Raw genomic sequence first — 18,371 nt, 5'->3', positions numbered from 1 at the left:
GCTCAGCACGATGCAGCGCGCCCTGAACCGCGCGCTCGACGACGCGCTCGCCGCCGACGACCGCACCCTCGTCTTCGGTGAGGACGTCGGAACCCTCGGCGGCGTCTTCCGGGTCACGGACGGCCTGAAGGCCAAGTACGGCGGCGACCGCGTCTTCGACACCACGCTCGCCGAGTCCGGGATCATGGGCATGGCGGTCGGGCTCGCGATGGCCGGATGGCGGCCGGTGCCGGAGATCCAGTTCGACGGCTTCTCCTATCCCGCCGTCGACCAGATCGTGAACCAGGTCGCGCGCATGCACTACCGCAGCCGCGGCGCGTTCGGGATGCCGATCACGCTGAGACTGCCGAGCTTCGGCGGCATCCGCGCGCCCGAGCACCACGGCGAAAGTCTGGAGGCGCTGTTCGCGCACGTCCCCGGCCTGAAGGTCGTGGCGCCCTCGACGCCGGCGGAGGCCTACACGCTGCTGCGGCAGTCGATCGACGACCCGGACCCGGTCATCTTCCTGGAGCCGAAGTCGCGCTACTGGCACAAGGAGCCGGTCTCGCTGGACGAGCCGGAGGAGCGCCTGCCCGTCGGAACCTCTCGCGTCGTCCGTCCGGGAAAGCACGTCACCCTGGTGGCGTGGGGTGCCATGGTCGCCCGCTGCCTCCAGGCGGCGGAGCTCGGCGCCGAGGACGGCGTGGAGATCGAGGTCGTCGACCTGCGCTGGCTCAAGCCGATCGACGCCGACGGGCTCGCCGCCTCCGTCGCACGGACCCGCCGAGCCGTCGTCGTGCACGAGGCGCCGCTCACCGCCGGGCTCGGCGCCGAGGTGAGCACCCTCATCACCGAGCGCTGCTTCGACGACTTGAAGGCGCCCGTCCAGCGCGTCACCGGGTGGGACGTCCCCTATCCGTCGCCGGTGCTGGAGGATGAGTACCTGCCGTCCATCGACCGCATCCTGGACGCCGTCCAGAAGACCCTGGAGTACCGCCGTGGCTGAACGAACCTTCGACCTCCCCGACCTGGGTGAGGGCCTGCAGGAGGCGACCGTGCTGGAGTGGCTGGTCGCCGAGGGCGACCACGTCGAGCGCAACGCGCCCCTCGTCGAGGTCGAGACGACCAAATCGGCCGTCGAGCTGCCGTCCCCGCAGTCCGGCGTGGTCGCGCGCTTCCACGTCGCCGAGGGCGAGGCGCTCGAGGTGGGTGCCCCTCTCGTGACGTTCACCGTCGAGGACGACCAGGCCGGCATCGTCGGCACCGTCCCGACGGAGGAGGCCCCGCGGCGCCGCGTTCGCCTCTCGCTGCCGGAGGACTGACCCGGGATGCGCATCCACGTCGAGAGGCACCCGGGCGACGACCCCGTGCTGCTGGTCCACGGCTTCGCGTCGACCGGCTCGCTCACCTGGGACGCGACCGGCTGGATCCGTGCGCTCGCCGAGGCGGGTCGCGGCGCGATCGTCCCGGACCTCCGCGGTCACGGCGCCAGCGAGGCGCCGCACGACGCCGACGCGTACTCGCCCGACATCCTCGCCGGCGACCTCCTGGCCGTCCTCGACGAGCAGGATGTCGAACGCGTGGATGTGATGGGCTACTCGATGGGCAGTTGGGTGTCGCTCGCGCTTGCCGCACTCGCGCCCGACCGCGTCCGCCGGCTCGTGATCGGCGGCGTGGGCACGGTCGAGCAGTTCGGTCACTGGGGCGTCTCGGCGGTGCAGTCCGCCCTCCGTGACGACGCCTCCGCGCTCGACCCCGCCAGCCCGCTGGCGCCACTGCTCGCCTCCCTCCGTCAGGCTCCGGGCGTCGACCGTGAGGCACTCGCGGCCTGCGCCGCGGGGATGGCCGCGCATCCGCTCCCGCTGGCGAGCTCCGTCCCCACGATGCTCGTCGTCGGCGATGCGGATCCCGTGGCGGACGGTGCCGACGAGGCCGCGCGTCTGTTGAGCGCCGAGCTCGTCGTGCTGCCGCGCCGCAACCACGTCACCACGTTGAGCGCCCGCGGCTTCAAGCAGGCTGCTCTGCCCTTCCTGGGAGCTTCGGTCAGCGTGCCGTAATCTTCTATCTGATATTCGCGTCATAAACGCGAACGAGGTGCGTCGTACTTAGTGTGCGGCGCATTTCTCATCTCCCCTCCGCAGCTTCCCGGCTGCTTCTCTCCGTCCTCGCCACGGCGCTGCTCTGCGCCGGGCTGACGCTGGCTGCTGCGCCGCTCGCGGCCACGGCATCCACATCCGCGGCGGTGCCGTGTCCCGCCACGGCGGACGTCGCCGCCTGCGACGCCGATCGCGACACCATCCCGGACACCGTGGAGCGGGCCGTCTGCGGATCCGCCACCTGCGCGTCCGGTCGTGAGGACCGCGACGATGACGGCGTCCCCGACTGGGTCGAGGTCCTGGCGTGCGGCACGACCGCGTGCGCATCCCCGACGAAGGATTCCGTCGGCGATGGCATCCCGGACTTCGCCCGCCAGATCGTGTGCGGGTCTGCGACGTGCTACACGGGCAACGCCGATCTCAACGCCAACGGAGTTCCGCTGGGCCTCGGTCGTCATCTGCGGCACGACGGCGTGTGCCACCGGGCATGAGGACTACGACGCCGACGGTGTGTCCGACGCGATCGAGCTGGCCGCCTGTGTGATCGCAAGAGACGGTCTGGCCAGCACGGGGGCGACCATCGCGATCTGGCTGATCGCCGCACTCGCCGCCGGGCTGATCGCCACGGGCCTGGTTCTGGCACGCAAGCGTCACCTGTTCGCCGCCGCCGTTCGCACGGACGCGGTCGTCTGATGCGCGCAACCATCCTGCGCGGCCTCGTGGCCGCGACGGCGATCACCGCGCTGACCGTCAGCGGTACGGCGACCCCAGCAGAGGCGTCGCCCTGGGAGACGGCGCGGCGTACCGCCGCCGCGACGCTCGCCGAGGTCCGCGCGGCGGCGACGGAATCCGCGGTGCGAATCGCGGCCGCGACGCAGCCGCCGGCGCCGGAGACCGAGGGCACCGTCCGACCGGATGCAGAAGTGACGATCTCCGCCAAGGACGCCGGTGTCTCGGCCACCTTCTCCGGCAACGATCTGCCCGGAGAACTGTCCGTCTCCGTCGGCGCGGCCGCACGAGACGCCCTCGTGTCCGCGCGGGCGGAGCAGCCAGGAGGCGGAATCCCGGTCTCCGAGCCGGTGCAGATCAGCGCGACCGACGCGGCGGGTGAACCCCACACCGCGTTCCCTGCCAAGCGCGTTCACACTCGTGGCGGTGGGAAGAAAGGCCCGATCGTCTCCGACATCGTCCCCGGAGTCGCGCTCTCCATCGCACCGGACACGGATGCGATCGAGGCGCAGGGCGTCGACCCGTCGAGCTTGAAGATCTACACCCGTGAGAAGGCGGGCGAGCCCTGGGCGGCCCTGCCGTCGTACTACGACCAGAAGAAGGGCGTGGTGCGGGGCGAGTCCACGCATCTCTCGCAGTTCGTCGTCATCGGCATCAAGTTCGTCCCACCGCCGGGCCCGGTCGTCGTCCTCGACCCGGATAACGATGAGGGCCATGTGACGACGCCGGCGCCGCCCGTCTCAGAGCTCGGATACAACATCCGGCTGGCCCAGCAGGTGGCAGCGCTTCTGAGGCAGGACTGCCGCGCCTCCGTCGTCATCACCCGTGAAGATCCGTCCGTCCCGTTCATCAGCCGGGAGACGCGAGCAGGCATGATCGCGGCGTCGAGCCCGGTCGCGACATTGGGCATCGGCTTCAACACTCTCGACGGCGAATCGTGGGGTGGCGCCGATCCCGCGCTGGGCGGCTCTCAGGTCTACTCGCGCGGAAGGGCTCCTGACGACGCGCTGTCGAACTCGCTTGTCGGGAACCTGCCCACCTATACGACGCGACCGGCGAAGAACATGGGGAACAACGGCAACTTCCCCGGCAGCGAGTTCGACGGCGTGCCCGGGGCGTTCACGCATGTCGAAGCCCTGTTCCTCGACAACAACCTCGACCGCGCGGTCATCGAGAACGGCTTCTCGCACATCGCCGACGGTGTGCTCACCGGACTGGGCACGTGGCTCGAGACGCAGGGCTTCGACTGCACCGACCCGGTCACCGGCGGCTGGCCCGCGCCGCCGACGGCCGCGGAGATCGCCCGCTGGCGCATGCTCGGACTGCAGAACTACCTCACCTACGGCGGCGAGCCGTTCTCCTTCTCCACCGGCAATCTCGTGGAGCAGGAGAAGCTCTTCTCCCTGCCCGGGCTCGGCGGATCCACTACCGAACTGACTCTCTTCTACAACTCGCAGGACGGCCGGCTCTCCCGCGTCGGCGCGGGATGGTCGTTCGGTCTGGGCGCGCGAGCCCAACGGTTCAGCGACGGCAGCGTGATGGTGGTCCGGGGCGACGGAGCGAGCTTCGTCTTCGCGCCGGACGGCCACGGAGGCTACTCCGCGGAACCGGGGTTGCATCAGACACTTTCCGAACAACCCGGCGGACACCTGCAGCTGACGGATGTCTCCGGCGAGTCGTGGGTTTTCGATGCCGGCGACATCGAGGGTATCGGCGAGTTGATCTCTCACACGGACGCGAGCGGGAACACCACCACGCTGAGCTATGGTCCGGCGAATCCCGAGGTGCACCAGTTCGCGCCGCTGAGCTCGATCACCGTCCCCGGAGGCCAGGTGATCCAGGTCGAGTCGGATGCCCTCGGTCGCGTGGCGGCCTTCATCCGACCAGGCGGAGACCGGTGGTCGCTGTCGTACGACGCGGCGGGTGACCTCACCGCCGTGACCCTCCCGGACGGGCGGACGCATCGCTTCGGCTACGACGGCACGCATCAGCTGGTGACGGCGATCGATGCGACAGGCACGCAGTATCTGAAGAACGAGTACGACTCCGCCGGCAGGATCACCAAACAGTGGGATGCAGCGGGGAAGCTCCGGACGCTCGACTACTCCACCCCGGGCCAGACGACCTATACCGACACCCTCGGACGGGTCAGCGTCTACTCCTTCGACGCTTCGTTCCGGGTGACGAAGGTGAAGCATCCTGACGGCTCGACGGCATCGTTCCGCTTCGACGGCCAGAATAACGTCACGCGTTCGACGGACGAGAACGCGCACACCACGACGTACACGTACGACGGTTCCGGCAACATCCTGACCGAGACCGCCCCCAACGGCCGAGTGACCACCTACACCTACACACCCTCGGGTCGTGTCGCGACGAAGACGGACCCCGGCGGTGCGAAGGGTGCAGCCCGGACGTGGGCGTACGAATACGACGGGGCCGGTCGCCTCACGGCGATCCATCAGCCCGATGGAACCACCGTCACGAACCGGTACGACGCGAGCGGCAACCTCGTGTCCGTCACGCAGCCGTCGGGCGCCGCGACGGCCTACGGCCACGACGCGTCGGGCAACGTCACGACGGTCACCGACCCAACCGGAGCCGTCACCCGCTACGCGTACGACGGTGCCGGCCGCATCACCTCCGTGACGGACCCGAACGGCCAGGCGACCGCCTACGTGTGGGACAGCGGCGACCGGCTGACGCAGGTAAGCGACGCCGCAGGCGGCGTGACCGCCTACGGCTACGAGCCGAACGATCACGTCGCCGCGGTCACCGATCCCCTCGGAGCGAAGAGCACGTTCGCGTGGGACGCGCTCTTCCATCTCACGTCGTCGACCAGCCCGGGCGGAGGGTCGATCGCCTATTCATACGATTCCGAGGACTCTCTGCTGGGCCAGAAGGATCCCCTCGGCGCCGCAACGACGTACGCGACAGACAGCCAGGACCGGGTGACCACGACGACCGATGCCAACGGCGGGACCTGGACCCGGGCATACGACGGCGTGGGGAACGTGACGTCGGTCACGTCACCGAGCGGCGCGACAACCACCTACCGGTACGACGCCATGGGCAACCTCACCGAGCAAAAGGACGCGACCGGCGCGACCACGCGGTACGGCTACGACGCCGTCGGCCGAATGGTCCAGCAGGTCGATCCGGACGGCGTCCGGACCCGCTACACGTACGACGTGCTGGATCGGGTCGCCCGGATCACGGACGGCTTGGGCAAGCACACGGACTACGGGTATGACGTGGATGGCAACCTCACGTCGGTGACGAACCGCAATGGTCATGCCACGGTCTTCGCTTACGACGCGGCCGGTCGCGTCACCGCATCCACGTCGCCCCTCGGCGAGACCACCTCTTTCGCGTACGACCCGGCGGGAAACCTGACCACGACCACCGATCCGCTGGGCCGGATCTCGAGCACCGCCTACACTCCGACGGGCCAGGTCGCGTCCACGACCGACCCTGCAGGCAACGTCACGACCTACGCCTACGACGCGGCCGGGCAGCAGACGTCGGTGACGGATCCCAACGGTCACACGACGCGGTTCGCGTTCGATGCAGACGGCAGGCAGATATCGGTGACCGACCCGACCGGCGCCGTCACCTCATACGGCTACGATGCCGCCGGCCAGCAGACCTCGGTGTCGACGCCGAATGGCAGCACGACGCGCTACAGCTACGACCCCACGGGCCAACTGACCGCGGTGGTCGAGGCCTACTCGAAGGGCGGGAAGACCACTCCGACCGCGAACGTCACAACCGGCTACGCGTATGACCCCGACGGCAATCTGGCCCGAGTCACCGATCCGAACGGTCATGCCACCACGTACACGGTGGATGCCGCCGGCCGGGTCACGAGTGAGCGCAACGCCGTCGGCAACACGACCAGGACCACCTACACCGCGGCGGGCCGGACGGCGTCGGTCGTCGCCGGGACCGGCGCGACGACGGCGTACAGCTACGACCGTCGCGGAAGCGTGACGCGTCAGGACGCGGCCGGCGCCGTGGCGTCCTTCGAATACGACGCCGATCAGAATCTCATCGCGGTGAAGGACCCGGGTGGCGTCACCGGCTTCGTCTACGACGAGGACGGGCGCACGACGACGCAGGTGGACCAGCAGGGCGGCAGGCTGTCGACCGCTTACGACAAGGCAGGTCAGACCACTCAGGTGACGCTGCCCACGGGCCAGAAGCTCATGTACACCTACGACCAGGCGGGCAACGCGACGTCGCAATCGTCGCCGTGGGGCTCCCTGTCCTACCGGTGGGATGCGGCAGGGCTTCTGACGGAGCAGACACGCTCGACGGGCGTGACCAGTCGGTACGCCTATGACGCCGCCGACCGGGTGACCGGGATCACCCACACGACACCGCAGCCGGCAAAACCGTCCACGCCGTCGCCGACTCCGACCGCCGCGCCCTATGCGAAGGGCGATGCATCCGCAACGAAGTGCACGGGCGTCGCGGGCTACCTCGGTGCGCGCGCCCGGTCGACGAGCTCGGCCCCGCTCTGTGAGAGCACCGACGCCTACCTGAACGGTCGGGCGGTGCCCGCTCCCGCACATCCGGTGGCTGACGGCGGCTCGCTCTCGTACGGGTACACCTACGACGGAAACGGCAACGTTGTCGCGGCATCGCGGTCGATCCAGTCGGCGCCGAACCAGTTGGCGGAGGCCGGCTCCGACGGGCCGGTGAAGCCGGTCTCGGTGAAGAAGTCGACGGTGACCTATGCGTATGACGCCTTGGACCGGCTGACTGCGTCCAGGTCGTCGTCGGGCGAGAAGAACACGTACGCGTACGATCCGGCTGGGAATCGCACCGGGTGGTCGCGCTCGGGCGCGAAGGATGGCGATTTCCGTCAGCAGGCGACGTTCAATGACGCCAACCAACTGACCCAATCCGAGACGGCCGGCCGCGGTCGGGGCGTCGCGGCGGGGATCGCGTCGTACTCCTACGACGGCGCCGGCAACCGGGTCTCGCAGTCGGTGGGCGGAACCGCGACCCGGTTCGGCTACAACCCGGCCGGGCAGACCACACAGGTGAGCCGGGAGGGCCGGACCACCTCGTACGGCTATGACGGTCTGGGTCGCCGCACCACGGCGACTGAGGAGACCCGGTACGGCACCTCCACCACGCGCACGAGCTTCGATGGTCTGGATCCCGTGCAGTCGACCACCGCGGGTGCCGGCACGACGACGCTGGTCCGGGACGCGGTGGGTGCGTTGGCCGAGCACGTCACCGCGAACGGGAAGGCGACGTGGGATCTGCTGGACCGGCTGGGTTCCACCGTCGCCGGTGCGACCGGTGGCTCGATCACCCAGTTGTCGTCCTACGACGACTGGGGCGCTCAGCGGTTCGAGACCAGCGGCTGGTCGGCCCCGGAGAACTTCACCGGCGAGACCACGGACCCCACCCAGGGCCTGAACCACTACTACGCGCGCGCCTACGACCCGTCCACGGCCTCCTGGGCAAGCCAGGACCCGTGGCATGGTCTGCTAGTGCGACCTCAGTCGCTGAACCGTTACGCCTACGTCGAGAACAACCCGGCCACGCTGACCGACCTGCTCGGCTTCGCGCCGATCTCGGACATCTTCAAGCGACCCGGAACCCAGCCGTGGCACCCACCGCTGCTCCCGTCGACCAATCGCCCGGTCCCCGCCAACCCGCCGCCGCCGGTCCCCGTCTTCGACAAGGGCGGCAAGCCCATCGACTACAGCAAGCCGAAGGCGGTCGGACCTAACAGCCAGAACGACGAGCAGGCACGCCACGCTCAAGAGGCAAAAGAACTTCGAAAGCAACTCGAGGTCTGGGGAAACGTGCTCGGAATGATCAGCGGTGCGCTGGGCCTCGCGGCCCTCTTCCTTGGGCCTGCAGCTGGCGTTGTGGCGGGAATAGCTTCGGCTTTGATCGGCATAGCCGGTGCGGTGCTCGGCTGCGTTGCGACCGGCATCAATGTCGATTGTGTGGTGAACGCGATTCTGGCCCTAGTTCCGGCGGGAGCAACCGCGGTTGCTATCGGATTGAGGGGAATCTTGAAACCAATCGTCAAACTCGCGCTGGAAGCTTTCAGTGGGGCCTTGGGCGGCCTCGGGGGCTGGAAGAGCGCGGGCGGGAATGGACTTCTGAGATAGGAATTGCCTGATGAATCCAACTTTGGAGCAAAATGCTCCCGCTCTACTATCAATTGTGGTTGTGCTGGTAGCAGCACTTTTCGCCGCAATCTTTCACGCCATACACACTCGTCGTGCCTGGAGAAGAGGCTCCAACGTGCGCTCCGCTAACGTCGCGCAGCTCGTTGGCTCCATCCGGACGTACAACGCGGTTTGGGGGCTTGACACTCGGCGAGCGGTAAGAAAGATCTCGAGATTGCGTGGCGAGGCTAGCCCTCCCAAAGTCAGCCCACATTTTGTAGTTGCCGTTTCTAACAGCGGGCTATGGATGATTCAGGGTGCCAGAGGAGATCAAGGCGTCACGCTCGTTAGGCCGAGTGAATTTCGCTCGATACAGACTTCTACGTCTGGCGTCGGAGCCTATACGGCGTGGTACGTCAATTGCTCTATTCGAGGGGTGAAGGTCAACCTGCCGATCCGGGTGACGCACCCTTCGAGCGACTTTCTTGTCGCGGAATACAAATGGGCCGAAGAGGTGGCGGCGACGATTACTGCCCTGCTGACAACATCGCGGTGAAGGACTCGGGCGGCGTCACCGGCTTCGTCTACGACGAGGACGGCCGCATGACGACGCCGGTAGATCAACAGGGCGGCAGGCTGTCGACCGCTTACGACAAGGCAGGTCAGACCACTCAGGTGACGCTGCCCACGGGCCAGAAGCTCGCGTACACCTACGGCTACGACGGTCTGGGTCGCCGCACCACGGCGACGGAGGAGACCCGGTACGGCACCTCCACCACGCGCACGAGCTTCGACGGCCTGGATCCCGTGCAGTCGACCACCGCGGGTGCCGGCACGACGACGCTGATCCGGGACGCGGTGGGTGCGTTGGCCGAGCACGTCACCGCGAACGGGACGGCGACGTGGGATCTGCTGGACCGGCTGGGTTCCACCGTCGCCGGTGCGACCGGTGGCTCGATCACCCAGTTGTCGTCCTACGACGACTGGGGCGATCAGCGGTTCGAGACCACTGGCTGGTCGGCCCCGGAGAACTTCACCGGCGAGACCACGGACCCCACCCAGGGCCGGAACCACTACTACGCGCGCGCCTACGACCCGTCGGCCGCCTCCTGGACCAGCCAGGACCCGTGGCATGGGACCACGGATGAGCCGCGGTCGCAGCACCGATACGGGTACGCCTGGAACAACCCGACGAGCAATCTCGACATCGACGGCAACCTCTGCGCACGCGTCAACCCGAAATCCGATGCCCTCCCCGTGGGCTGTGGTGCGACCCCCGTGCAGGCGCACACCAACGTCGCGGACCGCTCCAAACCACCTGTCGCACCGCAACCTCCGCGCACCGAGCAGACTCCTAAAAAGCCGGCGCCGGCTGATCCTGCATCGAAGAGCAATACAACTGACCGACACGACATCAATTGGGAACTGATCGGAACCATATTCGGAGTGATCTCGGGAGTCGCCGGGCTTTTCTTCTGGGTACCGTATGCAGGACCCGTGTTCGCTGCGATCTCAGCTGCAGCGGGTCTAGTGAGCACAGCGATTTCATGTCTAAACGCGTTTGAGTCACCAACCGCGCCCAATTGGGCGGACTGCATAATCGGAGCGATTCTCACGGCAATTCCGTTCATACCCTTAGTCCTAAAGAACTGGATTCGGGGAATGGTCCTCGATATGGTCAGGGGCGCAGTTCAGGCAATCGGCAGTTCGGGGAGTGGGCTGGCCGTGGGACAGAACGGCGGAAAGCTGATCGGCAAAGGAACGGGCAGCTAGTGGCCGCCGACGATGCTCAAGCGGCGGACGCCTCTTCTCCCGCGAAGCTGCTGCGTCCCTCTGCAAGATCCCTGCTCCGGGTTGCGATCGGTTCGCTACTCGTGTGCGTCTCGGCAGCTCTAGTCGGTGCCGTACCGCTCCTCCTTCGAGCGGTACTTGGGACTGTTGTCATCCGCATCGGCAGCACGATGATTCTGACCTCCCTGGGTCTTGCGGTTCTCAGTTACCTCGCCGGCAGATTCCTCGGCTTTTTGGAAGCGCGGGCTGGTTACACCACGCTGCCGAATCGCTACCGTGATCTGCCGCAGCTCGATCCCAGAACTAGGCGGATCATTCGGGAGGCGGGCGAGAGATACAACCCGCCGTACGAGAGGTTGCGATGACGATTCGGTATGAGACCGAGTACCGGGACACGAGGACCAGAGAATGAGGCACACATCGTGAATGGCGGAGTCATCGGGTTGACGATCGTTTTGGTGTTACTCGTTTTCTCTCTGGTCATCACGCTAAGCGTGAACAGGTCTGCCATGCGCCAGGATCGGGCGAGACGCAGCGCCTTGCACCTTGAAGATCGAGCGTTGGTCATGACCGGAATTTATGGGTCGCAAACCAACTCCGTATTGAAACGGATCGCCGGTGCCGAAAATCGAGCCTCTATCGCTACCGGCCAACGGTTCACTGTGATCGTAGACAGCGACGCGATGACGTGGTGGCGTGGCGCGGAGGACCCTCTGCGGATCGCCCGTTTTCCGCTTGAAGCCATTCGCGACGTTGACTACGGAACGACGGGATTCGGAAACAGCACATTTCCGACGATCTTCTTCGGGGTGACTGTTGGCGGCCGAACGTTCGACCTCCAACTCCGTGTGGCGAACGCCAAGGGTGTGTGGAATGCCACACCCCAGGAGCGTGACCAATATGTGGAAGAGATTCGCAAAAGACTCGCAAGGGAGCCGTGAACGAATTGGTTGGGATCTGTAGAGCACTGGGGCTTGTCATGAGTGGCGGTGATCTCTATCTCAAGCGAGACAGAAAGCAGGAACTTTCCGGGACGACTCCTAAGGGGCCCGACGGCGAACTCATTGCGAGTGCTGGGCTTGGTGCTCTCGCTCTTCTGCCTTGCTTGCATGGTTGGCGGAGCCGTGATTGTGCTCTCGAGGGCGCCTGAGGAAGTACTCGCTTGGACAGTTATAGGAATGCTGACCAGCACGCTGCTAATGGTGACGGCGGTAGGCGCCTTCGCGCTGGCGGTATGGCGAGAATCGCGTGCCGGGTATACAACGCTTGAGGGGAAGCTGCGCCACTTGCCTTGGGTTGACGCCCGTACTGGGAAGGTGCTTCGCGCCGCGGGTGCTCCTTTCTGTTCAGCGCGGGCTCGAGCATGACGAGCATCCTCGTTTGGGCTGGCGCTAGTTTTCTTCTGCTCCTGGCTGCAGGGGTTGGGGCGTACCTGCGCCACATCCGAAACACCCTCCGAGAACAAGTTTCGGCGATTTCGACCAAGTTCCCGGGAGCCGTATCCACCTCTGCTCAAGGCGCTGCTGTGACAAATCTGGCACTGCGGAGGATCACGAGGGCAGCGGGTACGCGGAAGCAACGGACGGGCCAGATCTATTCAGTAATTGCGAGCAGTGGGCACCTTTCTTTGGTTAGGGGAAGAGAAGCTGACATCGTGGCGGAGTTTGACGGGTGCCAGGTCCGTGACGTGCGGGTTGGTACAACCTCTGTCCTGCTAGCCGACTACACGACGCTCTTCTTTGGTATTGCGGCGGGCGGAACAACCTTCGAGCTACCGATTCGAATCAATGGTCCCCGCCCCACATCAATCATGACTGCATCACGTGAGTGGGCAATCGACCGCGGTAACACGATCGTCGAAATCGTCAGAGACACGGCAGCTCGCTCGACAGACGACCAAGGCGAACAAAACTCCTGATCGCGTACAACACCGCGCAGTGATGGAGTGTCAGCGGCTTCACGCAGGCTGCTCTGCCCTTCCTGGGAGCTTCGGTCAGCGTGCCGTAGGCGCGTACCCTGCGTCGTACGATGTGCGAGGACCGAAGGAGGCCGCATGATCGACAAGCTCGACGCCGATCTGATCGCGCTGCTCACTGAGGAGCCGCGGCTCGGCGTGTTCGAGGCCTCGCGGCGTCTCGGGGTGGCGCGGGGGACCGTGCAGGCGCGGCTGGATCGGCTCCAGCGGTCCGGGGTCGTGCGCGACTTCGCGCCGACGATCGACACCGACCGGCTCGGGTACCCGGTGACCGCTTTCGTGACCGCGGAGATCGCCCAGGGCGACCGGGATGTCACCGTCGTCGAGCACCTGCGGGCCATCCCCGAGGTGCTCGAAGTGCACACCATCACGGGTGCCGGTGACCTGATGATCCGCGCCGTCGCCCGCTCCAACACCGATCTGCAGCGGGTGATCGACCGCATCGTCAGCGATCCGGGCATCATGCGGACGTCGACGGTCATCGCCCTCGCCACCAAGATCGACCACCGAGCGGTACCGCTCGTCCAAGCGGCGGTGGCCCCCGACGACGACTCCGAGAACGACGACACCCAGAACGACGCGCAGAACGACGCGAAGAACGAGGAGGAACGCGGCTGATGGATGAGAAAGCTCTGCTGGAGCGTGTGCCGGACGGACTCTACATCGGAGGGGCGTGGACCACTGGATCGGCGGGCACCTTCGCGGTGTACGACCCGGCGACGGGCGACAAGCTCATGGACATCGCCGACGCGTCGCCGGAGGACGGCATCCGTGCGCTCGACGCCGCCGTCGCCGCAGCCGATGCCTGGGCCGCGACGCCTGCCCGGACTCGCGGCGAGATCCTCCGCCGCGCCTTCGACCTGCTGCAGGAGCGGCGCGACGAGTTCGCGCTGCTGATGACGCTCGAGATGGGTAAGCCGCTCGCCGAGGCGAGCGGCGAGGTCACCTACGGCGGCGAGTTCCTGCGCTGGTTCTCGGAGGAGGCGGTGCGCATCTCCGGCCGCTACGGGAGCAACCCGGAAGGCACTGGGCGGATGATCGTGTCGCAGCATCCCGTCGGCCCCTGCTTCCTGATCACGCCGTGGAACTTCCCTCTCGCGATGGCGACGCGGAAGATCGCTCCGGCGCTCGCCGCGGGCTGCACGGTCGTCATCAAGCCGGCGGAGCTCACACCGCTGACCACGCTCTACTTCGCCAAACTGCTGGAGGATGCGGGGCTCCCCGGCGGCGTGCTCAACGTCGTCACGACGACGACCTCCGGCAAGGTGTCGGCTCCGATCATCGCGGACCCGCGGCTGCGGAAGCTGTCGTTCACCGGCTCGACGGAGGTCGGCCGGAAACTGCTGCAGCAGGCGTCCGAGAACGTGCTCCGTACGTCCATGGAGCTCGGCGGCAACGCGCCGTTCGTCGTATTCGACGACGCCGACCTCGACAAGGCGGTCGACGGCGCGATGCTGGCCAAGTTCCGAAACATCGGCGAGGCCTGCACGGCGGCCAACCGGTTCATCGTGCACGAGGACGTCGCCGACGAGTTCGCCCGACGCGTGACCGAGCGCGTGAACGGGCTGAAGGTCGGCCGCGGAACCGACGACGGCGTCACCATCGGCCCCCTCATCAACGAGGATGCGATCGACAAGGCGTCGGAGCTGCTCCAGGATGCGGTCAGCCGAGGCGCGTCCGTGCTCACCGGCGGCGCGCGCGTTGGCGGAACGGGTACCTTCTTCGAGCCGACGGTCGTGACCGATGTGCGTCCGGGCAGCGAGATCCTCCGCCAGGAGATCTTCGGTCCGGTGCTGTCCATCATCCGCTTCTCCGACGAGCACGAGGCGGTGCGGCTCGCGAACGACACCGAGTACGGGCTCGTCTCCTACGTCTTCACCAAAGACCTGGCCCGCGGCCAGCGGATGATCGAACGCCTCGAGACCGGGATGATGGGCCTCAACGTCGGCGTCGTCTCCAACGCTGCGGCCCCGTTCGGCGGGGTGAAGCAGTCCGGGCTGGGACGCGAGGGCGGCTTCGAGGGCATCCACGAGTATCTGAACACGAAGTACACGCTCACTCCGAACCCGTTCGGAGCCTGACATGGCGCTGTCCGAAGCGGTCATCGTCGACGTCGTCCGCACCCCCTCCGGGCGCGGCAAGCCGGACGGCGAGCTGTCCGACATCCATCCGGCCGACCTCCTGGCCGGAGTGCTGCTCGAACTGGTGGGACGCACCGGCATCGATCCCGCCATCGTCGACGACGTGATCGGTGGATGCGTCACCCAGTCGGGCGAGCAGGCCGGCAACATCACCCGGACGGCGGTGCTGAGCGCGGGGTTCCCGGAGAGCGTGCCGGCCGTGACGATCGACCGGCAGTGCGGCTCCAGCCAGCAGGCCGCGGCGTTCGCGGCGCAGGGCGTGATGTCGGGGGCGTACGACGTGGTGATCGCGTGCGGTGTCGAGTCGATGAGCCGCGCGCCGATGGGGTCGAACGTGCAGGGCGCGTCCCTCGGCGGCGAACTGCTGAAGACGCGGTACCCGGACGGACTGGTGAACCAGGGCGTCGCCGCCGAACTGATCGCCGACCGTTGGGGTTTCAGTCGTGCGCAGCTCGACGACTACGCCGCCGACTCGCACGGCCGCGCCGCCTGGGCCGCGGCGAGCGGCGCGTTCGAGGGGGAGCTTGTCGGAGTCCCGACGCCCGACTCCGGCAGTGTCGTCGCGGACGAGACCATCCGTCCGGGGACGACCGTCGAGAAGCTCGCGCAGCTGCAGCCGGTGTTCCGCACCGACCGCCTGGCGGAGCGCTTCCCGCAGCTCGAGTGGCGCATCACCGCGGGCAACTCGTCGCCCCTGACCGACGGCGCCTCCGCCGCCCTGATCATGAGCGCCGATGCGGCCAAGCGGCTGGGCCTGCGTCCGCGCGCCCGATTCCACTCGTTCGCCGTCGCCGGGAGTGACCCGTTGCTGATGCTCACCGGCATCCTTCCCGCCACCCGCAAGCTGCTCGACCGCAGCGGGGTGCGGATGGAGGAGATCGACGCGTACGAGGTCAACGAAGCGTTCGCGCCCATCCCGCTGCTCTGGCGCGAGGAGTTCGACGCGGACCCGTCGCGGCTCAACCCGCACGGCGGGGCGATCGCGCTCGGGCATGCGCTCGGCTCGTCCGGCACGCGCCTGCTGGCGACGCTGCTCAACGAGGTCGAGTCGCGTGGCGGACGCTACGGCCTGCAGACCATGTGCGAGGGCGGCGGCACCGCCAACGCGACCCTCATCGAAGTGCTGCGCTGACCGCGCATCGACGCAACGGCCCACAGAACGACACGAAGGAGAACCATGCAGCTCGACGGATGCTCGGCCATCGTCACCGGCGGAGCCAGCGGACTCGGAAACGCCACCGCACGCGCACTCGCCGAGGCGGGCGCCCGTGTCGTCATCCTCGACCTCCCCAGCTCGGAAGGCGAGAAGGCCGCGATCGCCCTCGGCCCCGGCGCCCGGTTCGTCGCAGCGGATGTCACCGACGAGGCGCAGGTGCAGGCGGCGGTGGACACCGCATCAGGTCTCGCCCCGCTGCGCGTGGTCGTCAACTGCGCCGGCATCGCCACTGCCGAGAAGGTGATGGGTCGCGACGGCGTCATCCCGCTCGAGCACTTCGAGCGCGTGATCCGCGTGAACCTGATCGGCACGTTCAACGTCGTACGCCTCGCCGCGGCGGCGATCGCGCAGACCGAGCCGGTCGGCGAGGAGCGCGGCGTGATCGTCAACACGGCGTCGGTTGCCGCGTTCGACGGCCAGATCGGCCAGCCGGCCTATTCCGCGTCGAAAGGCGGGGTCGCGGCCATGACACTGCCGTTGGCGCGGGAGTTCGCGCGCAGTCTCATCCGCGTCATGACGATCGCGCCGGGGATCTTCGAGACCCCGATGATGGCGGGGTTGCCGCAGGCGGCGCAGGACTCATTGGCCGCGCAGGTGCCGCATCCCTCGCGGCTCGGCCGGCCGGCGGAGTATGCCGCGCTGGTGCGCGCGATCGTCGAGAACCCGATGCTGAACGGGGAGACGATCCGCCTCGACGGCGCGATCCGGATGCAGCCGAAGTAGTCCGGGTCCGCCTCGCGATTTGCGCCAAATCGCGGGAAAGGGCGGCCCAATCCCGCGATTTGGCGCAAATCTCGCGCAATACGCACGCGGGTCACGCGCCCGAGTGCGCCTCCAGGAACGCGTACACGTCGGAGTCGTCGACGCCGGGGAACGACCCGGACGGCAGCGGCGACAGGATGTGCGCGTGCAGCCGCGCGCTCGGCCACGCCTTGCCCGCCCATCGTCCCGACAATGTCGCGGGCGGACGCTTGCAGCACGACTCGTCGGGGCAGCGCGACTCGGCGCGCATGGTCGTCTCGCGGCCGCGGAACCACTTCGCCTCATCGAACGGGACGCCGACGCTGATCGAGAAGCCGCCCTCCGCGGTCGTCCCGGTCTGCGTCGCGCACCAGTAGGTGCCGGCCGGAGTGTCGGTGTACTGGTACAGCTCCGTGGTCCGGTTGGTGTGGGTGAACGCCGTCCGCGCTCCCCACTTCCGGCAGACGACCTGCCCCTCGATGGATCCCGTCACGTCTGTCGGCAGCGGGAGCCCGTCGTTCTCGTAGCCCTTGTACAGGGCTCCGTCGTCGCCGACGCGGAGGAAATGCATCGTCATGTCGAGGTGGCTCGTCGCCAGGTTCGTCAGCCGGAGCGCGGCCGCCTCATGCGTGACCCCGAAGGCGTCGCGGAAGTCCTCGACGGCGAGGTCCTTGTCCTTCTTCGCCTGCTGCAGGAAGGCGACGGCGGCCTCGCGCGGCATGAGGCAGCAGGCCGCGAAGTAGTTGATCTCCAGACGCTGCCGGAGGAAGTCCGCGTACGACGCGGGGCGGGTGTGCCCGAGCAACCGGTGCGCCATCGCTTGGAGTGCCATCGAGCGGAGGCCGTGGCCGCCGGGGATGGAGGCGGGCGGGAGGTAGATCCGCCCGTTCTCGAGGTCGGTGATCGACCGCGCCGACCGGGGGAGATCGTTGACGTAGATGAGCTCGAAGCCCAGCTGCTCGGCCATGACGCTGACCTCGCGGTGCGTCAGGGCTCCACGGACATGGCCGGACGCCCGGACCCGCTGCTCCGCGAGCTCCTCGATCTCGGGCATGTAGTTGTGCTGGGCGCGCATCCGCTCGCGCAGTTCGGTGTTCGCCCGCCGGGCCTCCTCGGGCGTCGCGATCGCCTCGCTCGCCCGCCGGCTCAGCTCGCGGTGCAGGCCGACGATGGCCCGGAGCGTCTCGGTCGGGGTGCCCTTGGTCGGCTTGACCGTCGGCAGACCGAGCGAGGCGTACAGCGGACCGCGCTGCGCCCGGGCGAGCTCGATCTCGAGGGCGGCGCGCTCGTCCGGCGGCTCGGCCGACAGCAGGTCGGCCGGCTGGACGCCGAGAGCAGCCGCGAGCGAGCTCAAGAGCGAGATGCGGGGCTCGCGCTTGCCGTTCTCGATCAGCGACAGCTGGCTGGCGGCGACACCGGCCGCCGCGCCCAGGTCGTCGAGGGTCATGCCGCGCCGGGTGCGGAAGTGCCGGATGCGGTGGCCGAGCGTGGCGACGTCGATGTCGCCTGTGTCCACGGGAGTGCTCATCGCTTCACGATAGCGAAAGATTCGCGATTCTT

14 protein-coding genes are annotated in these 18,371 nt (G+C 67.6%); 13 read left to right on the top strand and 1 reads right to left on the bottom strand.

What is annotated here, in order from left to right; translation table 11 throughout:
• Window positions 1–10 precede the first annotated feature (10 nt).
• From H284_RS0105810 to H284_RS0105760, 13 genes are all read left to right on the top strand, one after another.
• Window positions 11–985, top strand: coding sequence for an alpha-ketoacid dehydrogenase subunit beta (locus H284_RS0105810; RefSeq protein ID WP_196802835.1), 975 nt, complete (start codon window positions 11–13; stop codon window positions 983–985).
• Window positions 978–1,301 carry a biotin/lipoyl-containing protein gene (locus H284_RS0105805; RefSeq protein ID WP_018189959.1) on the top strand — a complete coding sequence of 108 codons (324 nt, stop codon included), beginning with the start codon at window positions 978–980 and terminating at the stop codon, window positions 1,299–1,301. Before H284_RS0105810 ends, H284_RS0105805 begins: the two co-directional genes overlap by 8 nt.
• 6 nt (window positions 1,302–1,307) lie before the next feature.
• Entirely contained in the window at window positions 1,308–2,036 is a 729-nt protein-coding gene (locus H284_RS0105800; protein WP_020075485.1) for an alpha/beta fold hydrolase, read from the top strand.
• A gap of 53 nt (window positions 2,037–2,089) precedes the next feature.
• Complete coding sequence (locus tag H284_RS21010) at window positions 2,090–2,566, top strand: hypothetical protein (RefSeq protein WP_020075484.1); 477 nt, start codon at window positions 2,090–2,092, stop codon at window positions 2,564–2,566.
• A gap of 19 nt (window positions 2,567–2,585) precedes the next feature.
• Window positions 2,586–2,768, top strand: coding sequence for an LPXTG cell wall anchor domain-containing protein (locus H284_RS0105790; RefSeq protein WP_020075483.1), 183 nt, complete (start codon window positions 2,586–2,588; stop codon window positions 2,766–2,768).
• Window positions 2,768–8,947, top strand: coding sequence for an RHS repeat-associated core domain-containing protein (locus H284_RS19940; RefSeq protein ID WP_231371084.1), 6,180 nt, complete (start codon window positions 2,768–2,770; stop codon window positions 8,945–8,947). Before H284_RS0105790 ends, H284_RS19940 begins: the two co-directional genes overlap by 1 nt.
• Window positions 8,948–9,499: 552 nt before the next feature.
• Window positions 9,500–10,720 (top strand): RHS repeat protein, encoded by a 1,221-nt coding sequence (locus H284_RS21155; protein ID WP_020075482.1) that lies wholly within the window; start codon window positions 9,500–9,502, stop codon window positions 10,718–10,720.
• A complete protein-coding gene (locus tag H284_RS21150) occupies window positions 10,720–11,103 on the top strand; it encodes a hypothetical protein (protein WP_231371083.1) in 384 nt (127 codons plus the stop codon). The genes H284_RS21155 and H284_RS21150 overlap by 1 nt, the downstream gene beginning before the upstream one ends.
• Before the next feature lie 57 nt (window positions 11,104–11,160).
• Window positions 11,161–11,679 (top strand): hypothetical protein, encoded by a 519-nt coding sequence (locus H284_RS20850; protein WP_155885445.1) that lies wholly within the window; start codon window positions 11,161–11,163, stop codon window positions 11,677–11,679.
• A 1,112-nt stretch (window positions 11,680–12,791) separates the two neighbouring features.
• Window positions 12,792–13,331: an Lrp/AsnC family transcriptional regulator gene (locus tag H284_RS0105775; RefSeq protein ID WP_020075481.1), complete on the top strand. Its 540-nt coding sequence runs from the start codon at window positions 12,792–12,794 to the stop codon at window positions 13,329–13,331.
• On the top strand, window positions 13,331–14,794 hold the full coding sequence (locus H284_RS0105770; protein WP_020075480.1) for an NAD-dependent succinate-semialdehyde dehydrogenase: 1,464 nt from the start codon (window positions 13,331–13,333) through the stop codon (window positions 14,792–14,794). Before H284_RS0105775 ends, H284_RS0105770 begins: the two co-directional genes overlap by 1 nt.
• Window position 14,795: 1 nt before the next feature.
• Window positions 14,796–15,986 carry a thiolase family protein gene (locus tag H284_RS0105765; RefSeq protein WP_020075479.1) on the top strand — a complete coding sequence of 397 codons (1,191 nt, stop codon included), beginning with the start codon at window positions 14,796–14,798 and terminating at the stop codon, window positions 15,984–15,986.
• Window positions 15,987–16,031: 45 nt separating this feature from the next.
• Complete coding sequence (locus H284_RS0105760; RefSeq protein ID WP_020075478.1) at window positions 16,032–16,793, top strand: 3-hydroxyacyl-CoA dehydrogenase; 762 nt, start codon at window positions 16,032–16,034, stop codon at window positions 16,791–16,793.
• Between the two features lie 91 nt (window positions 16,794–16,884).
• Here the strand turns inward: H284_RS0105760 and H284_RS0105755 are convergent, their stop codons facing one another.
• Window positions 16,885–18,339, bottom strand: coding sequence for an XRE family transcriptional regulator (locus tag H284_RS0105755; protein ID WP_020075477.1), 1,455 nt, complete (start codon window positions 18,337–18,339; stop codon window positions 16,885–16,887).
• Between the last annotated feature and the right edge of the window lie 32 nt (window positions 18,340–18,371).

The organism is Cryocola sp. 340MFSha3.1 (assembly GCF_000383315.1).
Taxonomy (GTDB): Bacteria; Actinomycetota; Actinomycetes; order Actinomycetales; family Microbacteriaceae; genus Leifsonia.
Note: the sequence above shows the minus strand (reverse complement) of the source record. Positions and strands in the feature narration are given on the sequence as shown.

What these genes read in the sequence shown, in the direction of transcription:
- H284_RS0105810 (WP_196802835.1), top strand. Translation starts at nt 11, where the DNA reads ATGCAGCGCGCCCTGAACCGCGCGCTCGACGACGCGCTCGCCGCCGAC.
- H284_RS0105800 (WP_020075485.1), top strand. Translation starts at nt 1,308, where the DNA reads ATGCGCATCCACGTCGAGAGGCACCCGGGCGACGACCCCGTGCTGCTG.
- H284_RS19940 (WP_231371084.1), top strand. Translation starts at nt 2,768, where the DNA reads ATGCGCGCAACCATCCTGCGCGGCCTCGTGGCCGCGACGGCGATCACC.
- H284_RS0105775 (WP_020075481.1), top strand. Translation starts at nt 12,792, where the DNA reads ATGATCGACAAGCTCGACGCCGATCTGATCGCGCTGCTCACTGAGGAG.
- H284_RS0105770 (WP_020075480.1), top strand. Translation starts at nt 13,331, where the DNA reads ATGGATGAGAAAGCTCTGCTGGAGCGTGTGCCGGACGGACTCTACATC.
- H284_RS0105765 (WP_020075479.1), top strand. Translation starts at nt 14,796, where the DNA reads ATGGCGCTGTCCGAAGCGGTCATCGTCGACGTCGTCCGCACCCCCTCC.
- H284_RS0105760 (WP_020075478.1), top strand. Translation starts at nt 16,032, where the DNA reads ATGCAGCTCGACGGATGCTCGGCCATCGTCACCGGCGGAGCCAGCGGA.
- H284_RS0105755 (WP_020075477.1), bottom strand. Translation starts at nt 18,339, where the DNA reads ATGAGCACTCCCGTGGACACAGGCGACATCGACGTCGCCACGCTCGGC.